Raw genomic sequence first — 21,293 nt, 5'->3', positions numbered from 1 at the left:
GGGGGAGCCGCTAGGAGCGACTCGCCCTCTCGCTTTTCGTGGAATGATTTTCGAAAACGAAATAGGGTAGTCGTTACGTTGGTTGCGGGCCCCCGCAGCCAAGGAAAAAAAAGCCCTAATAATCAATGACATATTATAATATGAATTGGCGCGCGTAGCACGTTATTGTGCGTAACTTTGCGATCTTCGTCTCGTAATCGAGAATAACGCTTTGATCTGAATGAAAATGATATTTAGCGCAAACGGCATATAAAAACCTGACGGCTTTGGTGCGCATTTGGTAGTAAAGTGGATCCATTGCCCGCTATTTAATCGCTTGTGCCGAAGTGCCACCACGACGGTGGCTGATTATAGATTCCGTGCTGGGTTCAAAGTGGGCTCTGAGACAGGGCAACGCCTTTTGCGGATCACAAGCGCCGCACATAAATATATCCAGCGCCGCATAGTCGAGCTCCGGCCAGGTGTGGATGCTAATATGGGACTCCGCGAGGATGGCCACGCCGGTAATGCCGGCGCCTTCACCAAAACCATGCAGCATGAGTTTGAGAATGGTGGCGCCGCACGCCTCGGCTGCTTCCCGCAGGGCCTTTTCAATACGCGACAGGTCGGTCAGGTGGCGGGCGCCCCAGAAGTCGATGAGCAGGTGCTGGCCGGGTGGAACAATAGGAGGCAGGCGTTCAGTCATGGCTGCTGTCCAAAGAGAATACGCTTGAAGTCGGGCACATTGCCGTTCTTTCGCCAGATGAAGGCATCCAGTACGTAATGGGTGGATTGCGGCAGGCTGAGCAGGGGGACCAGCCAGACAAGCATCGCGGGGTCATCGATCGCAGGTAGGCCGGCGAAAACCCGGAACAGCCCTTCATGATCGCGCCAGACAAGTCCGTCCCAGACGCCCTCTTCCACAAACGCCAGAAGGGCCAGAACACCAACATAGACTGGAATCATCATTGGTCGAAATAACCAGGCCAGTTTCGGCCAGATATAGGCTGTATCCAACTGGACGGTTTTACGGTTTTTTCCGTAAAGCCAGTTCAGGGCGATATAGGGAATACCATGGGCCAGCACATTGGTGGCGGTAAAGACGATATCACTGTCGAACGCCACTATGCCCACACCCCAGGACAGGCCCGTACCCAGTAGGAGCAGGTTCTTGGGAAGGTTGATTGTTCTGGTTTCGCGCCAGCGCCGGAATTCCTGCCAAAGATAAGCCGCGAGTACGATGGCATAAATGACAGTTGCTATTTCGAACACAAAGGGCAGGGGGCGGCTGATGATGTCGCCATCGACAAACCAGTTGAATGTCCGGGCGTGGGTCAGCCAATAGATAAGCGGCATGAGGGTCGCGCCGTATATGGCCGCCTTGTCGAGTCCTTTATTACCCTTTTCGGCTCGTCCGTAAATCAACATGAAGCCATATTGTTGCCGGACGAAGTGGAAGATGGCCAGATAGGCCAGCCCGCGCCAGAACAGCATGTCGTCGAAGCTGTAGAGTGCCGCGCCGAGCACCCATAGAAACAGGGGCGTCAGTTGGTAGAGTCGGGGGCGCAGGCGCAGTTCGTCGCGATCGAAATAGGTGCGAAACAGGGTCGAGTATACGTGGCTAACATCAACACCAAGGATAAGTAGCACCCACAGCCAGAGAGGGAAAGTAGTGAGGCTTTGCGCCCAGGGGGCAGCTATCACGGCGATCAGAGTCACCACGAAGGCAGGGCCCACAATAAAAGCCAGATCGAAGCGCGCACTAGCGATATAGGGTTGGCTCATGCGAGGAACGCCCTTACCGCCTGCGCCGCCTTGAGGCCATGGGTGTAGGCCTCCTCGAAGATCGAAATGCCACTCATATCAGAATGGGCGGTGAAAACAGGCGGGGTCTGCTTCAACGCCGCCTGACGCGGCTCGCCCCAGATAAAGCCCGGCACAGGCCTGATCATGGCGTGGCCCCAGAGCCAGACGTCCATATGCCGGACTTGCCCGACTAGTTCTGGATGAACGCGATAAAGCTCGCTCAGAAACAGCCTCTGCCAGTCTTCATAGGATCGAGCGAGCGCTTCCTTGCGCGCCTCGGCGGGGGCGGCATGGGTGAGGGGCCAGTAATAGGTGATGACCGTGCGCAAGGGCTGCATTTGCGGAATCTGATGTGTAGCCACGACATAGCCCAGGGTCGGGCTGTCCTTGATGACGTTGTCCCAGGCGAGATCGGCGCCACGACCTTCAGGAAGTTTGTCCAGCGTCAGATTAGCGACCACCCAAGGCGCATACGTAAAGCCTGGCGCGGCCAACTCCGGCATCAGGCGCCCAGCAATAAAACGCGGGGCCGCCATTATTACGGCTCGGGCGGTAAGGCGGCGGCTAGTATGGCCGTCCCAATAGTCAACGGTTACGCCGCCGCTGGTTTCCCGCACACTGTAAACGAGCGCACCGGATATTATGCGGTTGGACAACGGGGCTGCCAGCTTGTGCGCCAGGAAGCCGTTGCCTTCCGGCCAGGTGAGAACCGAATCCGGCGCCGTGTTGGCTGCTTTACCATCGCGGCCGGCAAAATAGTGGATGCCGGCATAGGCGGAAATTTCATCGTGGCGGACGCCAAAATCATCTCGGCAGCCGTAATCGACGAAACCGTGCAACGGCTCGGACGTGTAGCCGGCGGACAGCATCCAGTTCTTCATCGTCAGCCGGTCGAGCGCGCGTGTCTCGGCATCTGCACTGCTTTCATCGATCGGGATGGCGAACAGGCGCCGGCCATCACGGCCGCGCTCTATCTTGAAGGCTTCCATATGCGCCAGGAAACGCTTGTATTGTACTTGGTCTTCCGCGGTCACTCCGAGGGTTGGCAAGAGACCTTCCTGCCACCTCCCATCGATAAACAAACGCTCGTCGGGATCATTGAGAATGTAGTCTTCGTTGTAGACCGGCAGGCCCTTATCTTCGCCGGTAATAATGCCAAAGTCGCGAAAAAGTTCCTTTATATGACCGGATTCGGAACTGAGCAAAGGCACATAGTGCGCGCCCCAGGGATAGGCTGACACGGCGTTATGGCCGCTGTGGGCATTGCCGCCGGAATGATCTTCCAGTTCCAGAAGCCGGATGTCAGTCACTCCGGCCTTGTCGAGGTTATAGGCCGCGCTGAGACCGGCAATTCCTGAGCCGACAATGATCACCTCATGCTGGCCGCTATCGATCGGTGGCGGAAAAGCCCCTTCGCGCAACCTGTGGCCAAAGGCTGAATTGGCGCCCACGATCGCGCCGGGTATCGGTTTTTTCGGTTTGACGGCGTCCCAGGCAAAAGGGGAGAGCGCCGCGCCAAGGGCGGCCGCGCCTGATCCATACAGCAACTGGCGACGTGTTGGTTTCATCAGTAGATCAGGTACTTCGACCATTCCTCATCGAAATAGTGGATGAGGGCCTGATCGTCGAGGCGCTGTATCTTGGTGGCGACGGGCCCCATATCGGGCGGAAAGCTGAACATGTCGCGGGCGGTATCGGCGTCTATAAATCTCAGCCCAGCGGGGTATTGGGTGGGGACCGTATAGGGGCGGTTCGAGGCGATAACATAGCCCCAGTCGCCAAACGCGGGTACAAGCGCATGATAAGGCGCCGTCTGGAAACCACTGGCACGTAGGGTATTGTTGACGCACCAGAAAGATTGCCGCGCTACCAGCGGTGACGTGCTCTGGATGACGGCCAGGCTGTCAGGTCCCATTACCGAATGCAAGAGGCCATAGAACGCCGTGCTGTAGAGCTTGCCGATGGAAAAATTCGATGGATCGGGCAGGTCGATGAAGACGGCATCGAAGATCGGTGGATTGGCGCGTTGCTGTTTCAGCCACATGAAGGCGTCAGCATTGACGATCTTCAGCTTCGGCGAATGCAGCGAATCCGTATTGAGCTTGCGCAGCATGGGGCTTGAAGAAAAGAGCTTCGTCATGGCCGGGTCAAGATCCACCAAGGTGACGTGTCCGACGCTCGGATATTTAAGAATTTCACGTAAGGCCAGGCCATCTCCCCCACCGATAATCAAGATGTTCTTTGGCGCCTTTAGTGCGCTCATTACCGGATGGACCAAGGCCTCGTGATAACGGTACTCGTCCTGTGAGGAAAACTGCAGGTTGGAATTGAGATACAGACGTATGTCGTTTTGCTGGCGGGTAACGATGATGCGCTGGTAGGGCGTCGACTTGGCAAAGATGACATGACCCGCGAAGTTGTTGGATTCCGAGAGGCTGGTGATTTTGTCCGATGAGATAAAACCGAAGGTCAGGATAATGAGGACTAGTCCGGCGGCGATCTTATGCAGGCGTACCCAGGGCTGGGGCTCCTTAAGAGAATAGAGCAGCCAAAGTGCTACTAAGACATTGAAGGTGCCGAACATGAAGCTGGATCGGATCAGTCCCAGATGAGGCACCAGTACGAGCGGAAACAGGATCGAGGCGAACAAAGCGCCGATATAGTCGAAGGTGAAAACCCTGGAGACCAGGTCCTTGAATTCATAACGATCCTTGAGAATTCTCAGCAGGATCGGAATTTCGATGCCGACCAGTATGCCGATGACGGTCACGATGAAGTAGAGCAAGAAGCGGAACGACGCGACCTGATCGAACAGAAGGAACAGGATGGCGGCCGATGAACCGCCGATCAGACCGACCAGAATTTCGATGCGGATAAAGAAGGCCAGGAGGTTCTTGTCGACCTTCGCAGACGCCCATGAACCGATCCCCATGGCGAACAGGTAGGTGCCGATAATCGTTGAGAATTGAGTGATCGAGTCGCCGAGCAGGTAACTGGCGAGTGTCCCCGCGATCAGCTCGTAGATCAGCCCGCACGTCGCGATAACAAAGACGGAAATCAGTAAAAGGCGTTGCACTATGGAATTCTATCTAGCCGTGGATGGCTGAGCCGATGATGAAGGCGATGCCGAGCGCGAAGGCACCGACAAGCACCGCCAGCGCCATGTTCTGTTTTTCAACAATCTCTTTCCAGACCGCGACCTTTGGGGTCAATATTTCCAGAAGGAGAAAGGCTAGGGCAAAGACGATCAACCCAATCAACGAGAAGACGACAGCCGCGACGACGTAGTGATAATCAATCAGGTTCTGCATAACGAATGTCCTATTTGTGATAGTGGGAAGCAAAGCGGGAGGCGGAACGGACGCTGTTGCTGCCTATCCATCCGGCAATGCCGTAGCCGAACATATCGGCGGCGCCGAGACCACCCAGAACAAGCAAGCAGAAAAGCATGAAAAGCGCGGGATAGTTTTTCATATGTTGCCCTCATTGCGGTCGCCACCCGGTGTATAGTCAGAATTGGACCAGCGCTGGCTTTCGAACGACCAGCGCCGAAACAGTACGATGGCGGGATAGATAGCGATCAGAAACAGGGCGATCCATAGGTTCGACATTTCGTTTACGCCACGACGCAGGGTGAGGTTAAATGGCAGTTGACCATCCTTGGTGAACTGGTCGCTCTCGGACTCAATCAGAAGATGGTATGTGCCCGCCGGCACATTCGATACCCAGGTTCGAGCTTTGTTTTTCCCCTCGCTCCAGCTCTCGCCATCATCGACACCGTGATAGTAACTCACCGATTGTTTTATTGGAAAGCTGACGCTCGTCTTGTCATTGACCAGTGTCAGGTCGAAATCAGCCCAGCCGTTATAAATCCACGTCGACGTATCTATGCGAATGTTCCCGTTGCGTGGCAGGACGAAAGGCTCTGACTTCAAAGTCTGCCCTTCGGTCTGTCCAACGGATGTTTCGTTGGGCGCCCCCCACATCGCTCCGCTGACTGGGAGTGCGTTTGGAGGGGATGGCTTTACCACAATCGGCTGGCCGGTGATATCGACCATGGTCTGGCTCGGCAGGGCGATCCCCATGGCGATATGCAGGACGATGGCGGCGCAGGCGGCGAGCAGGCCCATTTGCACAATTTTGCCTGCCTTGTCGTGATAAGGCGGCGGCTGGCAGGCCCCCACGCCAGAGGCAGAGGGCAAACGGGCTTCCGGGAAGGCCTTTTTCAGAACGGCTTTGTCGACATACATGCCCAAGGATATATTGATCTCATCGGTTGTGGCTTCGCTGCTCAGCATGTAGGGCGGCCGGATATAGTCTGCGGCGTAGCTTTCATCGCCTATCTTAACCCGCCAGTAGAACTCGCCCTTCACAGACTCGACGACAACATAGTCCTTGTTGAAGACAGTGTAGGTATGGCCAGAAAGGGTGAGGCTGTTGCGCCGGCCGATGCCATCTATGGCGCTATTCTGCCTTTTGAAGAAGGTCCAGTGGCCATTCGATTGCGACAGGAAGCGGAAGCCCTCCCATGGGTTGAATAACAAATACTCATCCCATGCGTAGATAGTCCCTCTTACCGATTTTCGTGTGTAGCCGATAACCTCCCAGACGACGCCATACAATTCACCCCGTGAACCTATCTCGATACTTGTGGAGCAGGCGGCTTGACGCGCCGCTTGGATGACGCGAAGATCGGGATTGGCAGCATCGATGATAGAACTGCACTGGCGGCAGACAGCGGTGACGGTGATCCCGACGGCGCGCAGTTCGATAGGGCCGCCGCAATTGGGGCACTGAAAAGCCTTCACTGACTTTGCCGTGGGGCGTTGTCCGAAACGTGTCTCGGTCATGACCAGCCCACGACGGGTTTGAGGTTTGACGCGCGCAAATCCGTCCATTCAACATAACGGCCGATAAAGACGTGCCGTTCGCCATTACCGATGTCAATCGTAGCGAACATGTCCGTATCGCTCATGAAGTCGAAACTCAAGGACCGCTGACCACGCGGGCTGACGATCGGTAGTTCGCCCTCACAGCCAACGCAATCTGCCAGTTTACGGTCGGTCGCGGTATAGACCTGGCCTTCGATCTTCAGGGTTTGTCCCACAATGGCGACCTTATTGCCCTTACCGGCAACCCAGCGATCAATCATGCCATCCGTGTTCTTGTGCAGTGGATGTGTATATTCATAAGACAAGGCATAAGTACCTTGCGCCTCAGAGAGCCAGCCCTTGCGGCCATCATCGCAAACAAAAAACCACTCATTCCAGAAGCCATCGGCCCAGGCCATACGGATACGGCCGACCAAGCCAATGCCGACGGTGCCATCAAAAGCCTGCGTACCGATCTGGAAGGGGCTCATATCCTGAGGCAGTTCGGCCATTTTCCCCATGGCTTCGATATCAGCGTCCCGGCGAACGACGAGGGTCTGGCATTGGCGGCAGACAGCGGAGACCGACAGGCCAGAAAAGAACCGGACCGGTGCCCCGCAAGACGGGCAGGTGAACTCGGTCATTACTTGATTTTATTGAGGATTTCGGCCTTTTTAGCGGTAAATTCCGCCTCGGTCAGTATGCCCTTTTGATACAGTTCCCCGAGCTTTTCCAGTGTGGCCATCGGATCGGCGTCGGGGGAAGGGGTCTGACCGACAGGGGGTTGGTTGAGCGATGTATTCAACGCACCGGCCATCATTTGTCCCATGGCGAGTCCAGCACCGAGGCCAACACCCTCACTGGCGAGACCGCCGCCGGGTTGGCTGGCGGCATCGCCAAGTGCATCCGCAGCCTGGAAGCGGGTATAGTCATTCAGACTGCCGACAATGCGCTGCGAACCGGCGCGATCGAGATGGCGCTCCAGTTCCTCCGGCAACGACAAGCTCTGGACGTAGAAGACGGTCAGTGCCAGTCCCATTTCCGCGAAAGTGGGTGTGAGTGCTGTCTGCAAGGCCTTGGAGAACTCACCCTGGTGCGCAGCCATGTCGACGAACGCAACCGCCGCCGAGCCGAGGAAACTGGCCATGTCGGTCAGAATTGCCGTGCGCAGCTGGCCGTCAATATCGGCTACGCGGAACTGGGCGCCGCTGCCGCAGAAGCGCGACCAGAAGAGTTTCGGATCGCTGATCTTGAACGCGTAGTTACCGAAGGCGCGGATGCGTAGGGGGCCGAATTCCTTGTCTCGCACTGTGATGGGCTGCGTCGTACCCCATTTCTGGTCGAGTTGTTCGCGCAGGTTGAAGAAAAAGACATCGGACTTGAAGGGCGACTGGAAGCCCTTGTCCCAGTTCATCAGGTAAGTGAGGACAGGCAGGGTCTGTGTTGTCAGGGTATGTGTGCCAGCTCCAAAAAGATCAGCCAGCCGACCTTCATTTAGAAACAGAGCCGCCTGGGTTTCGCGAACGACAAGCTTGGCGCCAGTCTGTATTTCCTGGCCTTCCATCGGATAGCGCGCGCTGAGGACATCTGGGGCCGGGTCTGGCCATTGCAAAATATCGATGAATTGCTTTGAAAAAAAGCTCATTTGTCCCCCTGGCGATTGAGACGACCCAAGATCGCATTTTGCCGACGCACCCAGCATAGTCGCAGAGATTTTCGGGCGCAATATACAACCCGGATGGGCTGAAGAATTCTTCGAGCGGTAGGGCAACGTATCTACACCATGTACTGCTCAACGCCTACGGACGGCTAACACACCGTTTAACAAAAGTATTTTTTTTATCCACGAAATTCAATTTAAACACCGGAGCAATGGCGGATAGCGGCGGACCGGCTGGGCGCGGCGCTGGGTCTCGAAGATCACCAACGGGTCATCGTGTTCCATCGCAAGGACGGCCGCGAACATTGTCATGTTGTCTGGAACCGTATTGACGCTGACACGTTGCTGGCCGCGCATCACAGCCATAACTGTCGCATCCATGAGCAAGTGGCACGGTCATTGGAGCGGGAGTCTGGTTTGAACCGCACGCAGGGTGTTCATGTCGAGCGTGAGGGCGAGATGCCGAAGGATAGACGCCCGACCTGCTGCGCGAAGCCTGCCTGATTGGCGGTCTGTGGCTCGTGGGTGAGGCGGATATCCCTGTGTATAATCCGGCGACGCTGGGTGTGGTTGGCCGGGTGCCCGCAATGGGCACACGAGAGACGGCTACCGCCGTTACCGCGGCGCATGTTGCCTTCAGCCCATGGAAGGCCATGACCGCCAAGGCGCGTGGCGTGATCTTACGGCGCTGGTACGACCTCGTGCTGACCCATAAGTCCGATCTTGCCCGTATCATGACCGCAGAACACGGCAAGCCGCTGCATGAAGCCGAGGGCGAGGTTCTCTATGCCGCCAGCTTAATCGATTGGTTTGCCGAGGAGGGTAAGCGGGCCTACGGCGATGTCATTCCCGGTCATGCACCCGGCATGCGTCTGACCGTGATCAAGGAGCCCGCCCTCTTTGCGCAGGTCACAGGTGCTGGAGTTTTTTCGCAATACCGAAGCCTGCCTCGTCGGCATGGAGGCTTGCGGAAGCGCACACTACTGGGCAAACGCGATCAGCGACTTCGGCCACACTGTGCGGCTAATGCCGCCTGCTTATGTGAAGCCATACGTTAAGCGGAGCAAGACCGATGCTGCCGATGCGGAAGCCATATGCGAGGCTGTGACACGCCCCACTATGCGCTTCGTGCCTGCCAAATTACGTGAAGAACAGACGGCCGGCGTGGTTTTGAAGACCCGCGAATTGTTCGTGCGTCAGCGGAGCCAAACCGCGAACGCCATGCGCGCACATGGCCGAGTTCGGGATCATCGCCGCCACCGGCATGACCAGCATCACTAAGCTCACAGCCATACTGCGTGATGATGAAGATGGCCGCCTTCCGCCATCGGCTCGAGCAGTGCTTTCGGAGATGGCAGAACAGATTGAAAGGCTCACAGAAAAGATCAATGCCCTAGATACCAGGATCGTCACGGCGGTGAAAGCCGACGAAGCGGCTCGTCGCCTGACAACCATTCCCGGCGTGGGCCCGATCATTGCTGCTACCGTGCGCGCAGCCGTTCAAGATCCAGGAGCCTTCCGAACAGGGCGGGATTTGGCGGCATGGATTGGCATTACGCCCAGGGCGAATTCCAGTGGCGGAAAAGAAAAGCTCGGCAGGATATCAAAGCAAGGCAATAAGCAAATGCGAACGCTTCTGATTGTTGGTGCGACTTCAATTCTCAAGCAGGCTAGCAGGGGGGGAAGTTGCCGGTTTGGGTAGCCTCATTAATTGCGCGCCGTCCCTATAAAGTCGCAGCCGTAGCGCTTGTGAACAAGATGGCTCGTACGATCTGGGCGCTGCTCGTCAAGGGGGGTACATACCAATCACCGATGACATCAGTGACGGCTTAGGTACAGAATTCCCAACGCCTCGGCGTCGGGAGAAAACGGCAAGGGGCCAAAGCTTGATGAACCTGAGGGGCGACACCTCGACGCCGACCAGACCGTCTGACTCAGTGCGCCTTTGAGCGCGCAAATTTGATTAGGCGATCGGCTTCGCGGATCTCATCGTGGCCAGCGGCAGATGTCCGCACTGATAGGCCGGACATATGACTGCACCGTCCGAAGGGAATTTGAGTTGAAAACCTTGCTAACCGGGCCGTTCCACATATGAGTCAGAGACAGCGGATCTTGGTATTAACGGTGGGAGTTTCTTACAGGCTTGCGCTGGCTTCCGCTGCACTGGCCGCAACCTCTTCCCAATAGTTTTCTGTTTCAAGTTCGCAGTGCATTTCCGGCGCGCGCTGATGCGCTTCACGGATAGGGCCAATATAGGCATGGCAGTCCACGACCTTGCCTGGCACCCCGCTGCCAATCACCGTCACCACAACCCAGGTCTCGCCTTCGATGGTCTGGGACAGCTTTTTCGTGTCGATCTTGCTTGCGTACATATGTATGCGGCGCGAGGTGGGCGCATAATCCCACCTCTCACGCCCCAGATAGATGCGGTGAAGCGTGTCGGCTTCGCTGATAAAGGCCGGCTTGGCGTGACCATAATAATAGGCATCAACATAAAAGGCCTCAGAGCTTTTCAGCGCCGCCTCAGCCTTAGGCGAGGTCTTGAGGATCAGATCGTAGGCATAGGGCCCATCTTTGGGCTTCGGATTGTGAATGGCTTCGACGACATCGCATTGTGTCAGCCCGAGGATCAAAGGTAACAGGGCCAGATGCCGGATACGATTGAAAAGCGTCATGATGTTCCTCTTGATACGCTATTGACGATATTGTTGCTGGGAGGTTTTTTTTGATTTGCTCAATCATTCGCGCCAGCCTTTGCCGGCTGGCTTTTCGTCCTTAGACAAATATTTGGAATGTAACATTCCTCTTTGTTCCGGCCCTGATGCTAGGGTTAGTTGACAGCAAATTTATAAGCCAGCCCAAAGCGCAGATAAGTGCCGAACATCCGTTGAGCCGAACGATATTTAAGGCCCGGGATGTCCACGATTTGTACCATGTCGGATCCATTGGTGATGTTTATCGCGTCGATCACGGCGACGACTTTTGGCGTCAAGCTATGTTGCCAGGTTAAATCCAGGCTGTGGTAGGCTCCGCTGTATCCCTCAGGATTATACGCACGTCCGGTATAGTTCAGTTTCAACTGATAAACATCGCCTTTCAGCTTGCTGCGTGCGGGCGCTTCATACTCAACGAGGATATTGCTGTTAAGGGAATTAAAGGTCCGCGTCCCGCTGTCATACTGCGGAATCGTGTTATGAAGCAGGTCGATATTCAGCGAATATTTCAGGTGAGGCGTGACCGGGGCCCTCAGCGTGGTCGAGATACCCGATGATGTCGCATCTCCTGCATTGGCTGGCCGGACGTGAATGGCGCCACTGGAATCAAGTGTGCTTTCAGACCAAGTGTAGTCTTGAGTGTGGCGGCTGAACAGCGTCCCTTCGAAATTCGTATCCTTGAGGTTATAAATGTACTGTGCCTCAAAAGAGTCGGTCTTTGGTGACTTCAAATCCGGATTGCCAGTGTAATAGATTTCGGAATTGGCGCTGCCGATGCTCGGATCATATTGGGCGATGTCGGGACGATCGATACGCTTCGCGTAGCTCAGTTTTAGCTTACTGTTTTGGCCGACGCTGCGCATCAAATGGAGCGACGGATATAGGTTCATGTCTTCGCGCTTTACCACATTATCAGCCGTAACCAGAGACAGGTCTTCCCGTTCGGTGCGCATGCCCAATAGTCCTGTCCAGGCGCCGAAGCCCTGTGACCATGTCATGTACGCGGCTGACACGGTTCTGGTACCATCAAAATTGTGGGCCAGACCGTCGGTGTAAGGGCCGCCGATATTGCCGGTGTCGTAGAAAAGGCTGTTGGTTGTCGTATGCTGTGGCTTCAACTCGACGCCAGCGTTGAAACTCATCTCCTCGCTAAATGTGCGGCCGAAATCAACTGTCAGGTCGTTTTCGACGACCAAGGTTGATGTGGACTGCCCAAACGTCGCCTCGTCGCCTGAGGTGTATTGGTTTACCGTGGATTCATTGAAGCTGCTGTTCGTGCGCGCTCCGCTGGCATCGACGGAGAGGGTGGTACCGGCCGCATCGATTGAACGGGTGTAAGTCGCATCGACATAGGTCATGTGGAAGGGGTGATTGGAGTGGCTCACACCCGTATAGTTCGCGCCACCGGAGGTATAGGAAAACGCATCGTTCTGGGTTGTCCCGCCTTTCGAAGAGGCGATGTCCAGCGCCAGACTATTTCGCTCATCAACCTTGTAATTCAGCGTAAGGTCCAACCATGAGCGGTCGCCTATTGCCTTCATGGTATTGGCGCTGGCCGCTGCGGCCGGTGTGTCATAGGTGACCCGCATTCGCCGTAATAAGGGTAGATGGTCGAAATTGACCACCCCTTTGGCCGAGAGTTTGCCGTAGTTCAGGTCGAACAGCCCCGAAATCATGCGTTCGCCGTTGCCAGCAATCTGCGGACTTATCGATCCGGAAAATCCAAGCGGGAACTTCTTCTTTGTGATGATGTTGATGATGCCGGCGCTTCCGTCCGGGCCATAGCGGGCAGAGGGGTTTGTGATAACCTCAATCCGATCAATATCAGCAGCGGCTAAAGACAACAGCGCCTGATTACCGTTTGCCGGCTCCTTGCCGTCAATAAGGATTGTGACACGACGATCGCCTCGCAACGTGACGACGCCTGTGGGGCTTACCTGGACGGACGGTATTTTATCCAGCAGGTCTGTTGCCATGCCCACGCCAGCTGAGGCATCGTTGGCAAGGTTGTAGACGCGGCGATCAACCTTATCGGTCAGTTCCGGCCGCTTTGCTTTGACCGTTACCTGTGTCGGCGGCGCGTCGGGGGGCGGATCATCCCCAGTGGGGCTCGGTTGCCCACTGGCGGCTTGAGAGTCCTGAGCGGAGGTCATGGCAATCACGTACACGCCGCTTGAGTCATGTCTGGCTGTAAGACCTGAAGTTGCCAGCAGTTTCGTCAGAACGATGTCCGTCGAGTAACGGCCGTGGATGGTGTTTGTCCTTACATCGTGGACCAGGGCGTCGTCAAAAATGATCTGCGCGTGGCTTGTCCGCGCAAAGGATCTCAGCGCGGACGCCAATGATTGTGAAGGAATGTCGTAGTCAAAGTCGGCTTCCGCTGCCTGGAGAGAACCTACCGCGAAGGCGATCATGCCCACCCCAGCCACAATAGACACTTTCCCGCCAATCTTTCGCTTGCGCATACGAGTCCCCACTTTCAAATCCCAATATTCTTAATCGACCGTCGTCATGCGTCGGCTTTCGACAACCCTGATTCAATCGCTTTTGACGAGTGTGATCTGGTCGGCCGTGACAACCTTTCGCACCGGGAAGGCTACGGTCACCCCCGTCGCGAAGGCGTCAATGTCTCCGGCATTGAACGTACCGCTTATGCGGATAGCTGAGGCATCGGGTGCCACTTGAATACGCCGAGCTGTGGCGTACCTATTGACCCGTTCCACCGCGATCGGCAGTAACTCGTCATCGAATTCCAGTTGGCCGATTTCCCAGTTACGGTTAGAGCTTTGCGCGACAGTCATAACCTGAGCCACCGTCCCTTTTACGGAACCGGCCCCGGTTGTGAGCATAAGCTGCTTACCTGGCACGAGCAGCCTTCCAGCATCGGTCGCTTCACCTGAGGCATTCAATGCGAGTTGAGGTTCCATAACGGCACCGACCTTATGAAGCACCTTTACGCGTCCCTCAAAAAGAACCACTCGCACCTGTTGGGAAAGACGCTCAACACTAAATGCAGTCCCTGTTGCGACGACGACCTCGGCGCCTGTAGAAACTGAGAAAGGTCTTGTCTTGTCATGAGCGACCGTGAAAGAGGCTCTGCCCTTGTCGAGACGAATATCGCGATGGCGCGAGGCGTAATGGACCTCGACCCGCGTGTCCGCATCGAGGGCGACGATGGAGCCGTCGGACAAGGTGACGGTTGATCTGTGGGCAAGACCAGTTTCATAAATGACCGGGCGCGACAGGCTCCAGTTGGCTCCAAAGGCGAGAACAAGGGCTGCGGCGGCCCCCGTGCCCCAAAGCCAGTAAGGTTTTATGTGTTGGTGCCAGCGTTTTTGTTGAGCCTTGCGAAAACTCATCAATGCTTTTTGACGATGGGATATTATCTCGGGCGTTGAAGCAACCTGATCAAGTTCGCTCCACAATAGCTGCGCAAGCGCCAGTTGTTCTCGATTGCCCGGGTCCGTTTCCAGCCATTCCCGAAGGGCGGCGGCATCGACGACCGACAATGGACCTTCGGACATGCGGGCGCACCAAATGCCTGCGTCTTCCGCCGCCGATGGCGCGTCTGTCTGCTGAGCACATCTAGCTGACATCAGAGATCTCCCGCCTTTGTTGCAAGCAGCGCCATTGCTTTACCCAGGTGCTTTTCCACCGCACTAATCGTTATTCCATAGGCCTGCGCAATGTCCTTGCGCGCCATTGCCTCCATGCGGTGGAGAATGAATATCGAGCGTGTACGCTCTGGCAAACCGTCGAGGATGACCGCGACCTTTTCCAGAGCTTGTCTGGCAATGATGATGCGCTCTGCATGTCGACTCTCCGTATCGCGCTGGTCATCGCCGCGAACAATGGCCTCGTAATTGTTGCGTACATTGTCACGTCGATGGGTGTCCCGGAGGAGGTTGCGGGCGATCTGGAAAAGATAGCCTTCCAGATTCTGAACATCATCTGTCTTCAGATTTGTCATGCGCACGAAGACCTCTTGGGTGAGATCTTCCGCCTGTGTCTGGCTACCAATCCGGCGCACAAAAAAGGCGATCAGGGCAGATCTAAAGCGCTGATTGAGATCCACTATTTCAAATTTTTCTTTTGATACACCCAAGCGCACATCCCTCTGCCTACTAAAGATGACGCATCAGGTCAGAAAATGCACACCAGAATTCCAAGTTATTTTGATGCGCGTCCTTTGAGCGGTCGTAGCCGTAAAAAAATGGATTGGGCCGAAAGCCCGTCTTGTTGATCAATCTTTCGATTTCGGCACGCTTCTCCGCGCTGACCCCGCCGGGCTTTATGATTGACGACTTGGGAAACCGTCTTGAACGGGACATTGGCGCGCTGTGCAAGGTAAATTCAAATACGCGCTTCCTACAATTGGGGTTGCATCGGCGGGTGAGGCAAAGATCCGATAAAGGTATGAGCTCGAGTCGGCGACGATCTTTCAGAACCGGTCTGCTCAGTTTTTGCCTGAAGTGCCACCGAAAGGATCTTCTTGCTGGTGTTAAAATACCGCTCATAGCGCTTCGGTCGCATTTTTGTTAACCCGTTGCGAAAATGTTACATTTTAAGCGGTGTTTCCAAAATGTGGGACTTAATGGGCCGGATTTGCCGCTTTCAGGCTGCATTTTTCCACATACTGGGATGGCTGGGCGTGGTGTTTTCCCTTGGAAATCCCACTATTTGAACTGTGAGCGCTAACATGGTGCGTCCCACGATTGCGTTGAAAAGTGCAGCGTTGCGCCTGCTGAAAATGGGCCATATGTCTACGTCAACGTTGCAGAAATTGACGTTATAAAAAACACTGTAGGAAACGCCAAACGCCAGATTGACGCGCTGTAGCCCCGCATGGTTGCGGCAACTGAGGCCGTGCTGACCATCGGCAGATGATCTGAGCAAGAGACAGGGAAGAAACATGAAACGTACGGATAAATTTTCGCGTAAAGCGCTGCGTGCCGGGCTGATGTGCAGCGTGGCCGGGCTGGTCGCACTTTCGGCATCCAGTGCCACCATGGCACAAACCGCTCAACCCGACGCCGCTACCGCTGCGCAAGCTTCGGACACGACCGCGCCTCCCGCTCAGGAGGATACGACGGTGGTCGTCGTCACCGGCACCAGCATCCGGGGTAAGCCGCCGGTCGGCGCCTCGATCGACACGATCAGCCGGGACGAGATCAAGGCGACGGCGGCGACCAATGTCACTGAACTTCTGCGCTCGGCGCCTGAAATCGGCAGCTTTAACACGACGGGCGGCAACACTGGCCGCGACCAGGCGAACTTCGTCGACCAGCCAGCCATCCACGGCGTGGGCGTTGGCAACGGTGGCGGTGGCCTGACCCTCGTTCTGGTGAATGGCCATCGCCTGCCGGGCGCCGGTATCAACCAGACGGCCCCCGATCCCAGCTCCATCCCGACCTCGGCCCTGCAACGTGTCGAAGTCATCGCTGACGGCGCCTCGTCGATCTACGGTTCCGACGCCATCGCCGGCGTCATCAACTTCATCACGCTGAAGAAGTTCGACGGCGTGCAACTCAGCGGGACGACCGCCTTCGGCGACGGCTACAAGAGCAACAATGTCAGTCTCCTGGGCGGCAAGAGCTGGTCGACCGGCTCGATCGTGCTCGACCTGGAAAGTTCCGACAACACCGCTATCAACGGTTCCGAGCGGTCCTATTATGGGGATGACCAGTCCGCCAATGGCGGCCCCGACACGCGGGCAACCACCTGCGCGCCGGCTGTCATCACCTCAGGCGCGTCAACCTATGCCTTTACTGGCTCGGCCTATGCCGCCACCACAGACCTCGCCAAGTGCGATCTGAACAAAAACAACGATCTCTATCCCTCCAATTCCCGTCGCCAGGGCCTGATCAGCCTGACGCAGAACCTGACCGACAACATCCAGTTCAGTTCCACCGTTCTCTACTCCGAACGCGCGGTGGACAGTGTGGTCTCCATGACGAACGGTAGCGCCAACCTCGTGACCACCACAGTGGCGGGCGGGGCGCCCCATGACTACGCCGTTAGCCTCGGCGCGCCGACCGGCACACACACCATCACCTATAATCCAACAGCGGACTTTGGACCGACCCTGACCGATCCGACGCGAACCTCGACCTTGTCGGCCGTGGCCGGGTTCGACATCAAGCTCGGCGGTGACTGGCATCTGGCCATCGATGCCAACTATGGCCGCGAGCACGATGACATCATCCTGCGCAGCCTGAATACGGGCCTGCTGACCAGCGCTATACAGAGCGGCGCGTTCAATCCGTATGGTGTCGGTACGGCCAATAGCCAGGCCCTGAAGGACCAGATCGCTGACTACGCCACCCGTTACATCGGTGTGCAGACGGTGAAGGAAGTCAATGCCAAGATCGATGGCACCCTGTTCGAAATGCCGGGCGGCCCGTTGAAGGTCGCTGTCGGCGTCAATGCCCGCGAGGAAACCTTTGACGCAAAGGCGCTCATCGGCGCTTCGGACGACCTGGCGCTCACTCAGACTGTTGGCAAGCGCAAGAGCAACTCGATCTATGCTGAAGCGGTTATTCCGTTCGTCGGAGACGCCAATGCGATACCGGGCATCTACAAGCTCGATGTCGATTTGTCGGCGCGCTACGACGATTATGACGATGTCGGCAACACGACCAATCCGAAAATCGGCATCAACTATATGCCGATCGAGGACCTTACCCTGCGCACCAGTGTCGGTAGTTCCTTCCACGCGCCGTCGCTGGCCGATAGCGGCACCGCCATCGATACCCGCGCCATCCGCTTTGCCGACTTTACGGGCTCGACCACGCCCGGCGCCTATTCGATCATCCTGGCGGGCGGCAATACTCTGAAGCCGGAAACCGCCAAGACCTTGTCGGCTGGTTTTGACTACAAGCCATCGAGTGTGCCGGGTCTGAAACTCAGCCTGACCTATTTCGCCATCGACTATAAGAACGTTATCACCTTCCCGGGCTTCAACCCGGTCAGCGAGCCGAACAATCCGCTCTTTGACAAGTACCGCATCTATAACCCGACGGTGGCTCAGGTGACGGCCGCTCTGGGCGATATGCGTCACGACGGGCTGGTCTACCCTGACGTGACCCTTCTGCCGACGGCCGTCTATGACCTGCGCCGTCAGAATTTCGCCGAACAAAAGATCGGCGGTTTCGACTTCGACCTCCAGTACAAGGTCGGTGGCCTGGGGCTAGGCCTGCAAGGCACCTATCTCAACAAGTTCGACCAGCAGATAAATGGCGACACGACCGTCTCCAGCCGCCTTGACACGTCTTACGCGGTCAAGTTGAAGATGCGTGCCTCCGTAGGGTACAGCTGGGGGTCGTACAGCGCCGCCGGCTTCATCAACTACACTGGCAAATACGAGAACCCCGCGGATGCCAATGCGGATGTCGATGCTTTCACGACGGTTGATTTCAACCTGAGGCGTGACTTTGAGGGCGAGGGCATGGACAAGGGCCTGTCTCTCTACCTCAATGTGTCGAACCTGTTCGATCAGGACCCGCCCTACTATTGGGATCCGAGCAATGGCGCACGTGGCTACGACGCCAGCCGTGGCTCGCCCCTCGGTCGCGTGGTTTCAGTTGGCCTCAGCAAAAAATGGTAGAACCCGCGTGACAACGATGTACGCATAAGCCCGGGTCCGGCTGACACTGTCAGCCGGACTTTGGCGTTACAGATACACTTCAGTGAAGGATCGAACCGAATGAACAGACGCAAAGCACTCACCCTCGGCGGCTCACTGCTCGCCGCCCTGGCTGCCGGCATGGCGCGTTCCGCGATCGCGGCGGACGACACAGCGAAGGACGCCGATCAGGCCACCCGTCATGAGGTTGCCACCTATGCCCCACCCGTGGACGCCTTCTTGGCCCTGGCTGAAGCCAACAAGCCGCGTCTGAATGAAACTGTTCAAGCCCCGCTCGGCCTCATCCAGCCCGTGCAGGACGCCGCTCAGCCTTTAAGTTGGCGCATCGAAACGGTGGGTAGCGCCGATGCCATACCGGGCAAGGTGCTGAAGAAGGGCGACAGCCTGATCATCGATTTCGGCGGACACCGCACTGGCAACCTTTCTTTCCATCTCGAGGGGGTGGGGAGGGGCGTCGATGCGCCAGCTCGGCTGCGCTTTGTCTTCGGCGAAGTGATCAGCGATGTGGCAGAGCCCCTGCATCCCTATACGGGCTCGCTCTCCGAAGCCTGGCTTCCGGAAGAGATCGTGACGATTGATTACCTTCCGCAGTCGGTCAGGCTGCCGCGTCGTTATGCCTTCCGTTTCGTCAAAGTTGAAGTCATCGACACCTCGCCCAATTTCGGCGTTAGCTTTCGCCAGATTCAGGCGCATGCCCTGACATCGGCGAGCGGCGACCTCAAGCCATTGCCGTCTGGGACGCCGGCCGATCTGGTTCGTATTGACGAAGTGGCCGCTGCCACCTTGCGTGACTGCATGCAGACCACCTTCGAAGATGGTCCTCGTCGTGACCAGCGGCTCTGGACCGGCGATCTGCGTCTTCAGGCCCTGACCAGCTACGCGACCTTCAAGAATGCCGATCTGGTCAAACGCTGCCTCTACCTGATTGCCGCGTTCCCGCGCAGTGACGGCATGGTCGCGGGTTGCGTCTTTGAGTATCCGAAGCCCGCTCACGGCCACGAGTTCCTGGCGGATTACGCCGTCTTCTTCGGTGTGACCCTGGCAGACTATCTGGAGGCGACGGGTGATATGGAGACCGTGCGGACACTATGGCCTACGGCCATTCGCCAGCTCGAAGTGCTCAAACAATATGTCGGCACAGATAACGTATTTGCGGCGCCGAAGGATCTGTGGGTCTTCATTGACTGGCATCCGACGCTCGATCGCACGGCCGCTATGCAGGCCATCTATATTTACGGCCTGAAACGCCTTTTTGACCTCGGGCAAAAGCTCGGCGCCGCCAGCGACGTCTCGGACTACGCCGCACGGATCAAGGCGATGGAAGCGGCAGCCTTGCAGCGCTTCTACGATCGTAAATCCGGCGTGTTTGTCAGTGGCCCAGACAAGCAGGTATCCTTGGCGTCCCACGCCTGGATGTCTGTGGCCGAAGTCGGCACCAGAACGCAGCGAAAGCAGGCCTTTGCAAAGGCTCTAGCGACGAAGGACGTGGTGCGACCCAAGACACCCTATCTCAATCACTATGTCGTGGAAGGCCTTCTGCTGTGCGGCCTAAAATCCGAAGCTCTCGCCACGCTGCGCGCCTACTGGGGCGGCATGATTGCCGCGGGCGCCGATACCTTCTGGGAGGCATACGCGCCGGAGCAACCGCGGACGGCGCCCTACGGCGATTTCCATATTAACAGTTTCTGCCATGCCTGGAGCTGTACGCCATCCTACCTGCTGCGAAAATACAGCTTTACCTGAGGCGCTCATTGACGCCGCCGGCTATGTGCCGGCGGCGTTAAGCCGTAACTGGACGTCGGTGGGAGAGCAGATAGCTGATGCCGTATTTGCACTACCATCGGACCCGTCGTCTTTTCGATCTGATCGCATTCAATGACAGCCTTATTCCGTTTGAGTTCGACTGTAGGCCTTCCTTTCGGCAGGTCTTTAAGGGAGGGGGATGCCTTAAATGGGTGGGATTGGGTGTATAATTGGATGTCATGATTAAAACCGACACATTGACGATTACGCCAGACATTCTCGGCCTGATTGCCGAACTTGATGAATTCAAGGGCGCTTGGCGTGCTTTGGGCACCTTAGCCCCCGAACGCCTGCTGGCCTTGCGCCGTGTCGCCACCATCGAGAGCATCGGCTCCTCCACTCGCATCGAAGGCAGCAGGCTATTCCCCTCAAACCATACCGACATCTTCAATGACATCCTGGTCAGGGAAGGGCTCAATATGATCCTGAAGGCCATCCCGCTCACCGCCTTGATGAACTCCTGCCCTGGAGCTGGCATCCCTTAACCCAAAGCAAGACAGAGGCGGCCTGATGGCTTACCGAGACAGTACATTCTTCACTTTAAAATATGTCGCCCAGCAGCTTGAGGAAGACGAAGATCTCCTACGCGAAATAACCATAGAAATGTTCTCTGAGGAGGGTTGCTTTACCGTTTACGACGATTACCCAGCCGATGAGACAAAGGAGTCGATCACAGTTTTTACCACAGATGGGATCGACTACCTGACCGAGGCTCTGAAAGACAATCGGGATCACTACGTCGAGCAACGTACGAAAACTGAATTGTTCTGCGCCAAAAAATGAATACACGCCTGTGGCCTTGGGCGTATGGGTAC

General features: G+C 56.5%; 21 protein-coding genes. 7 read left to right on the top strand and 14 right to left on the bottom strand.

Going from position 1 to position 21,293, the window contains the following annotated elements; genetic code table 11:
* Window positions 1-304 precede the first annotated feature (304 nt).
* The 9 genes from speD to B060_RS0121560 are packed head-to-tail and all read right to left on the bottom strand — an operon-like array spanning window position 305 to window position 8,301.
* Entirely contained in the window at window positions 305-685 is a 381-nt protein-coding gene (speD, locus tag B060_RS25555; RefSeq protein ID WP_018083894.1) for an adenosylmethionine decarboxylase, read from the bottom strand.
* On the bottom strand, window positions 682-1,764 hold the full coding sequence (locus B060_RS25550; RefSeq protein ID WP_018083893.1) for a hypothetical protein: 1,083 nt from the start codon (window positions 1,762-1,764) through the stop codon (window positions 682-684). The genes speD and B060_RS25550 overlap by 4 nt, the downstream gene beginning before the upstream one ends.
* Complete coding sequence (locus tag B060_RS0121590; protein ID WP_018083892.1) at window positions 1,761-3,353, bottom strand: FAD-dependent oxidoreductase; 1,593 nt, start codon at window positions 3,351-3,353, stop codon at window positions 1,761-1,763. The genes B060_RS25550 and B060_RS0121590 overlap by 4 nt, the downstream gene beginning before the upstream one ends.
* Window positions 3,353-4,861, bottom strand: a complete 1,509-nt coding sequence (locus B060_RS0121585; protein WP_018083891.1) for a polyamine aminopropyltransferase — start codon at window positions 4,859-4,861, stop codon at window positions 3,353-3,355. The genes B060_RS0121590 and B060_RS0121585 overlap by 1 nt, the downstream gene beginning before the upstream one ends.
* A gap of 13 nt (window positions 4,862-4,874) precedes the next feature.
* Window positions 4,875-5,096: a DUF350 domain-containing protein gene (locus B060_RS0121580; protein WP_018083890.1), complete on the bottom strand. Its 222-nt coding sequence runs from the start codon at window positions 5,094-5,096 to the stop codon at window positions 4,875-4,877.
* Between the two features lie 10 nt (window positions 5,097-5,106).
* A complete protein-coding gene (locus tag B060_RS27460; RefSeq protein ID WP_018083889.1) occupies window positions 5,107-5,259 on the bottom strand; it encodes a hypothetical protein in 153 nt (50 codons plus the stop codon).
* Window positions 5,256-6,635 carry a DUF4178 domain-containing protein gene (locus B060_RS0121570; protein WP_023447395.1) on the bottom strand — a complete coding sequence of 460 codons (1,380 nt, stop codon included), beginning with the start codon at window positions 6,633-6,635 and terminating at the stop codon, window positions 5,256-5,258. The genes B060_RS27460 and B060_RS0121570 overlap by 4 nt, the downstream gene beginning before the upstream one ends.
* Window positions 6,632-7,300 carry a DUF4178 domain-containing protein gene (locus B060_RS0121565; RefSeq protein ID WP_023447396.1) on the bottom strand — a complete coding sequence of 223 codons (669 nt, stop codon included), beginning with the start codon at window positions 7,298-7,300 and terminating at the stop codon, window positions 6,632-6,634. Before B060_RS0121565 ends, B060_RS0121570 begins: the two co-directional genes overlap by 4 nt.
* On the bottom strand, window positions 7,300-8,301 hold the full coding sequence (locus B060_RS0121560; RefSeq protein WP_018083888.1) for an SPFH domain-containing protein: 1,002 nt from the start codon (window positions 8,299-8,301) through the stop codon (window positions 7,300-7,302). The genes B060_RS0121565 and B060_RS0121560 overlap by 1 nt, the downstream gene beginning before the upstream one ends.
* A gap of 234 nt (window positions 8,302-8,535) precedes the next feature.
* Between B060_RS0121560 and B060_RS28560 the strand changes: the two genes are divergently transcribed.
* The 4 genes from B060_RS28560 to B060_RS28545 are packed head-to-tail and all read left to right on the top strand — an operon-like array spanning window position 8,536 to window position 10,018.
* Entirely contained in the window at window positions 8,536-8,820 is a 285-nt protein-coding gene (locus tag B060_RS28560; protein ID WP_081606986.1) for a relaxase/mobilization nuclease domain-containing protein, read from the top strand.
* 38 nt (window positions 8,821-8,858) lie between these two features.
* On the top strand, window positions 8,859-9,374 hold the full coding sequence (locus tag B060_RS28555) for an aldehyde dehydrogenase family protein (RefSeq protein WP_023447397.1): 516 nt from the start codon (window positions 8,859-8,861) through the stop codon (window positions 9,372-9,374).
* Complete coding sequence (locus B060_RS28550) at window positions 9,274-9,597, top strand: IS110 family transposase (protein ID WP_425304006.1); 324 nt, start codon at window positions 9,274-9,276, stop codon at window positions 9,595-9,597. The genes B060_RS28555 and B060_RS28550 overlap by 101 nt, the downstream gene beginning before the upstream one ends.
* A complete protein-coding gene (locus B060_RS28545) occupies window positions 9,548-10,018 on the top strand; it encodes an IS110 family transposase (RefSeq protein WP_023447398.1) in 471 nt (156 codons plus the stop codon). Before B060_RS28550 ends, B060_RS28545 begins: the two co-directional genes overlap by 50 nt.
* Window positions 10,019-10,451: 433 nt before the next feature.
* Here the strand turns inward: B060_RS28545 and B060_RS0121545 are convergent, their stop codons facing one another.
* From B060_RS0121545 to B060_RS0121530, 4 genes are all read right to left on the bottom strand, one after another.
* Window positions 10,452-10,991, bottom strand: coding sequence for a hypothetical protein (locus tag B060_RS0121545; RefSeq protein WP_018083886.1), 540 nt, complete (start codon window positions 10,989-10,991; stop codon window positions 10,452-10,454).
* A 155-nt stretch (window positions 10,992-11,146) separates the two neighbouring features.
* Window positions 11,147-13,495 (bottom strand): TonB-dependent receptor, encoded by a 2,349-nt coding sequence (locus B060_RS0121540; protein WP_018083885.1) that lies wholly within the window; start codon window positions 13,493-13,495, stop codon window positions 11,147-11,149.
* 72 nt (window positions 13,496-13,567) lie between these two features.
* Window positions 13,568-14,626: a FecR family protein gene (locus tag B060_RS25540; RefSeq protein ID WP_018083884.1), complete on the bottom strand. Its 1,059-nt coding sequence runs from the start codon at window positions 14,624-14,626 to the stop codon at window positions 13,568-13,570.
* Window positions 14,626-15,135 carry an RNA polymerase sigma factor gene (locus B060_RS0121530; protein ID WP_157405699.1) on the bottom strand — a complete coding sequence of 170 codons (510 nt, stop codon included), beginning with the start codon at window positions 15,133-15,135 and terminating at the stop codon, window positions 14,626-14,628. The genes B060_RS25540 and B060_RS0121530 overlap by 1 nt, the downstream gene beginning before the upstream one ends.
* A gap of 807 nt (window positions 15,136-15,942) precedes the next feature.
* Between B060_RS0121530 and B060_RS0121525 the strand changes: the two genes are divergently transcribed.
* From B060_RS0121525 to B060_RS27850, 3 genes are all read left to right on the top strand, one after another.
* The gene (locus B060_RS0121525; RefSeq protein ID WP_018083882.1) at window positions 15,943-18,636 is read left to right on the top strand and encodes a TonB-dependent receptor domain-containing protein; all 2,694 of its coding nucleotides are present in this window, start codon (window positions 15,943-15,945) and stop codon (window positions 18,634-18,636) included.
* A 99-nt stretch (window positions 18,637-18,735) separates the two neighbouring features.
* Window positions 18,736-20,418: an alpha-L-rhamnosidase-related protein gene (locus tag B060_RS0121520; RefSeq protein WP_018083881.1), complete on the top strand. Its 1,683-nt coding sequence runs from the start codon at window positions 18,736-18,738 to the stop codon at window positions 20,416-20,418.
* 239 nt (window positions 20,419-20,657) lie between these two features.
* Window positions 20,658-20,963: a hypothetical protein gene (locus B060_RS27850; RefSeq protein WP_201768121.1), complete on the top strand. Its 306-nt coding sequence runs from the start codon at window positions 20,658-20,660 to the stop codon at window positions 20,961-20,963.
* A 97-nt stretch (window positions 20,964-21,060) separates the two neighbouring features.
* Here the strand turns inward: B060_RS27850 and B060_RS27845 are convergent.
* A partial coding sequence (locus tag B060_RS27845; RefSeq protein WP_211210483.1) for a hypothetical protein occupies window positions 21,061-21,293 on the bottom strand: 233 nt, incomplete at its 5' end.

The organism is Asticcacaulis benevestitus DSM 16100 = ATCC BAA-896 (assembly GCF_000376105.1).
Classification (GTDB): domain Bacteria; phylum Pseudomonadota; class Alphaproteobacteria; order Caulobacterales; family Caulobacteraceae; genus Asticcacaulis; species Asticcacaulis benevestitus.
Note: the sequence above shows the minus strand (reverse complement) of the source record. Positions and strands in the feature narration are given on the sequence as shown.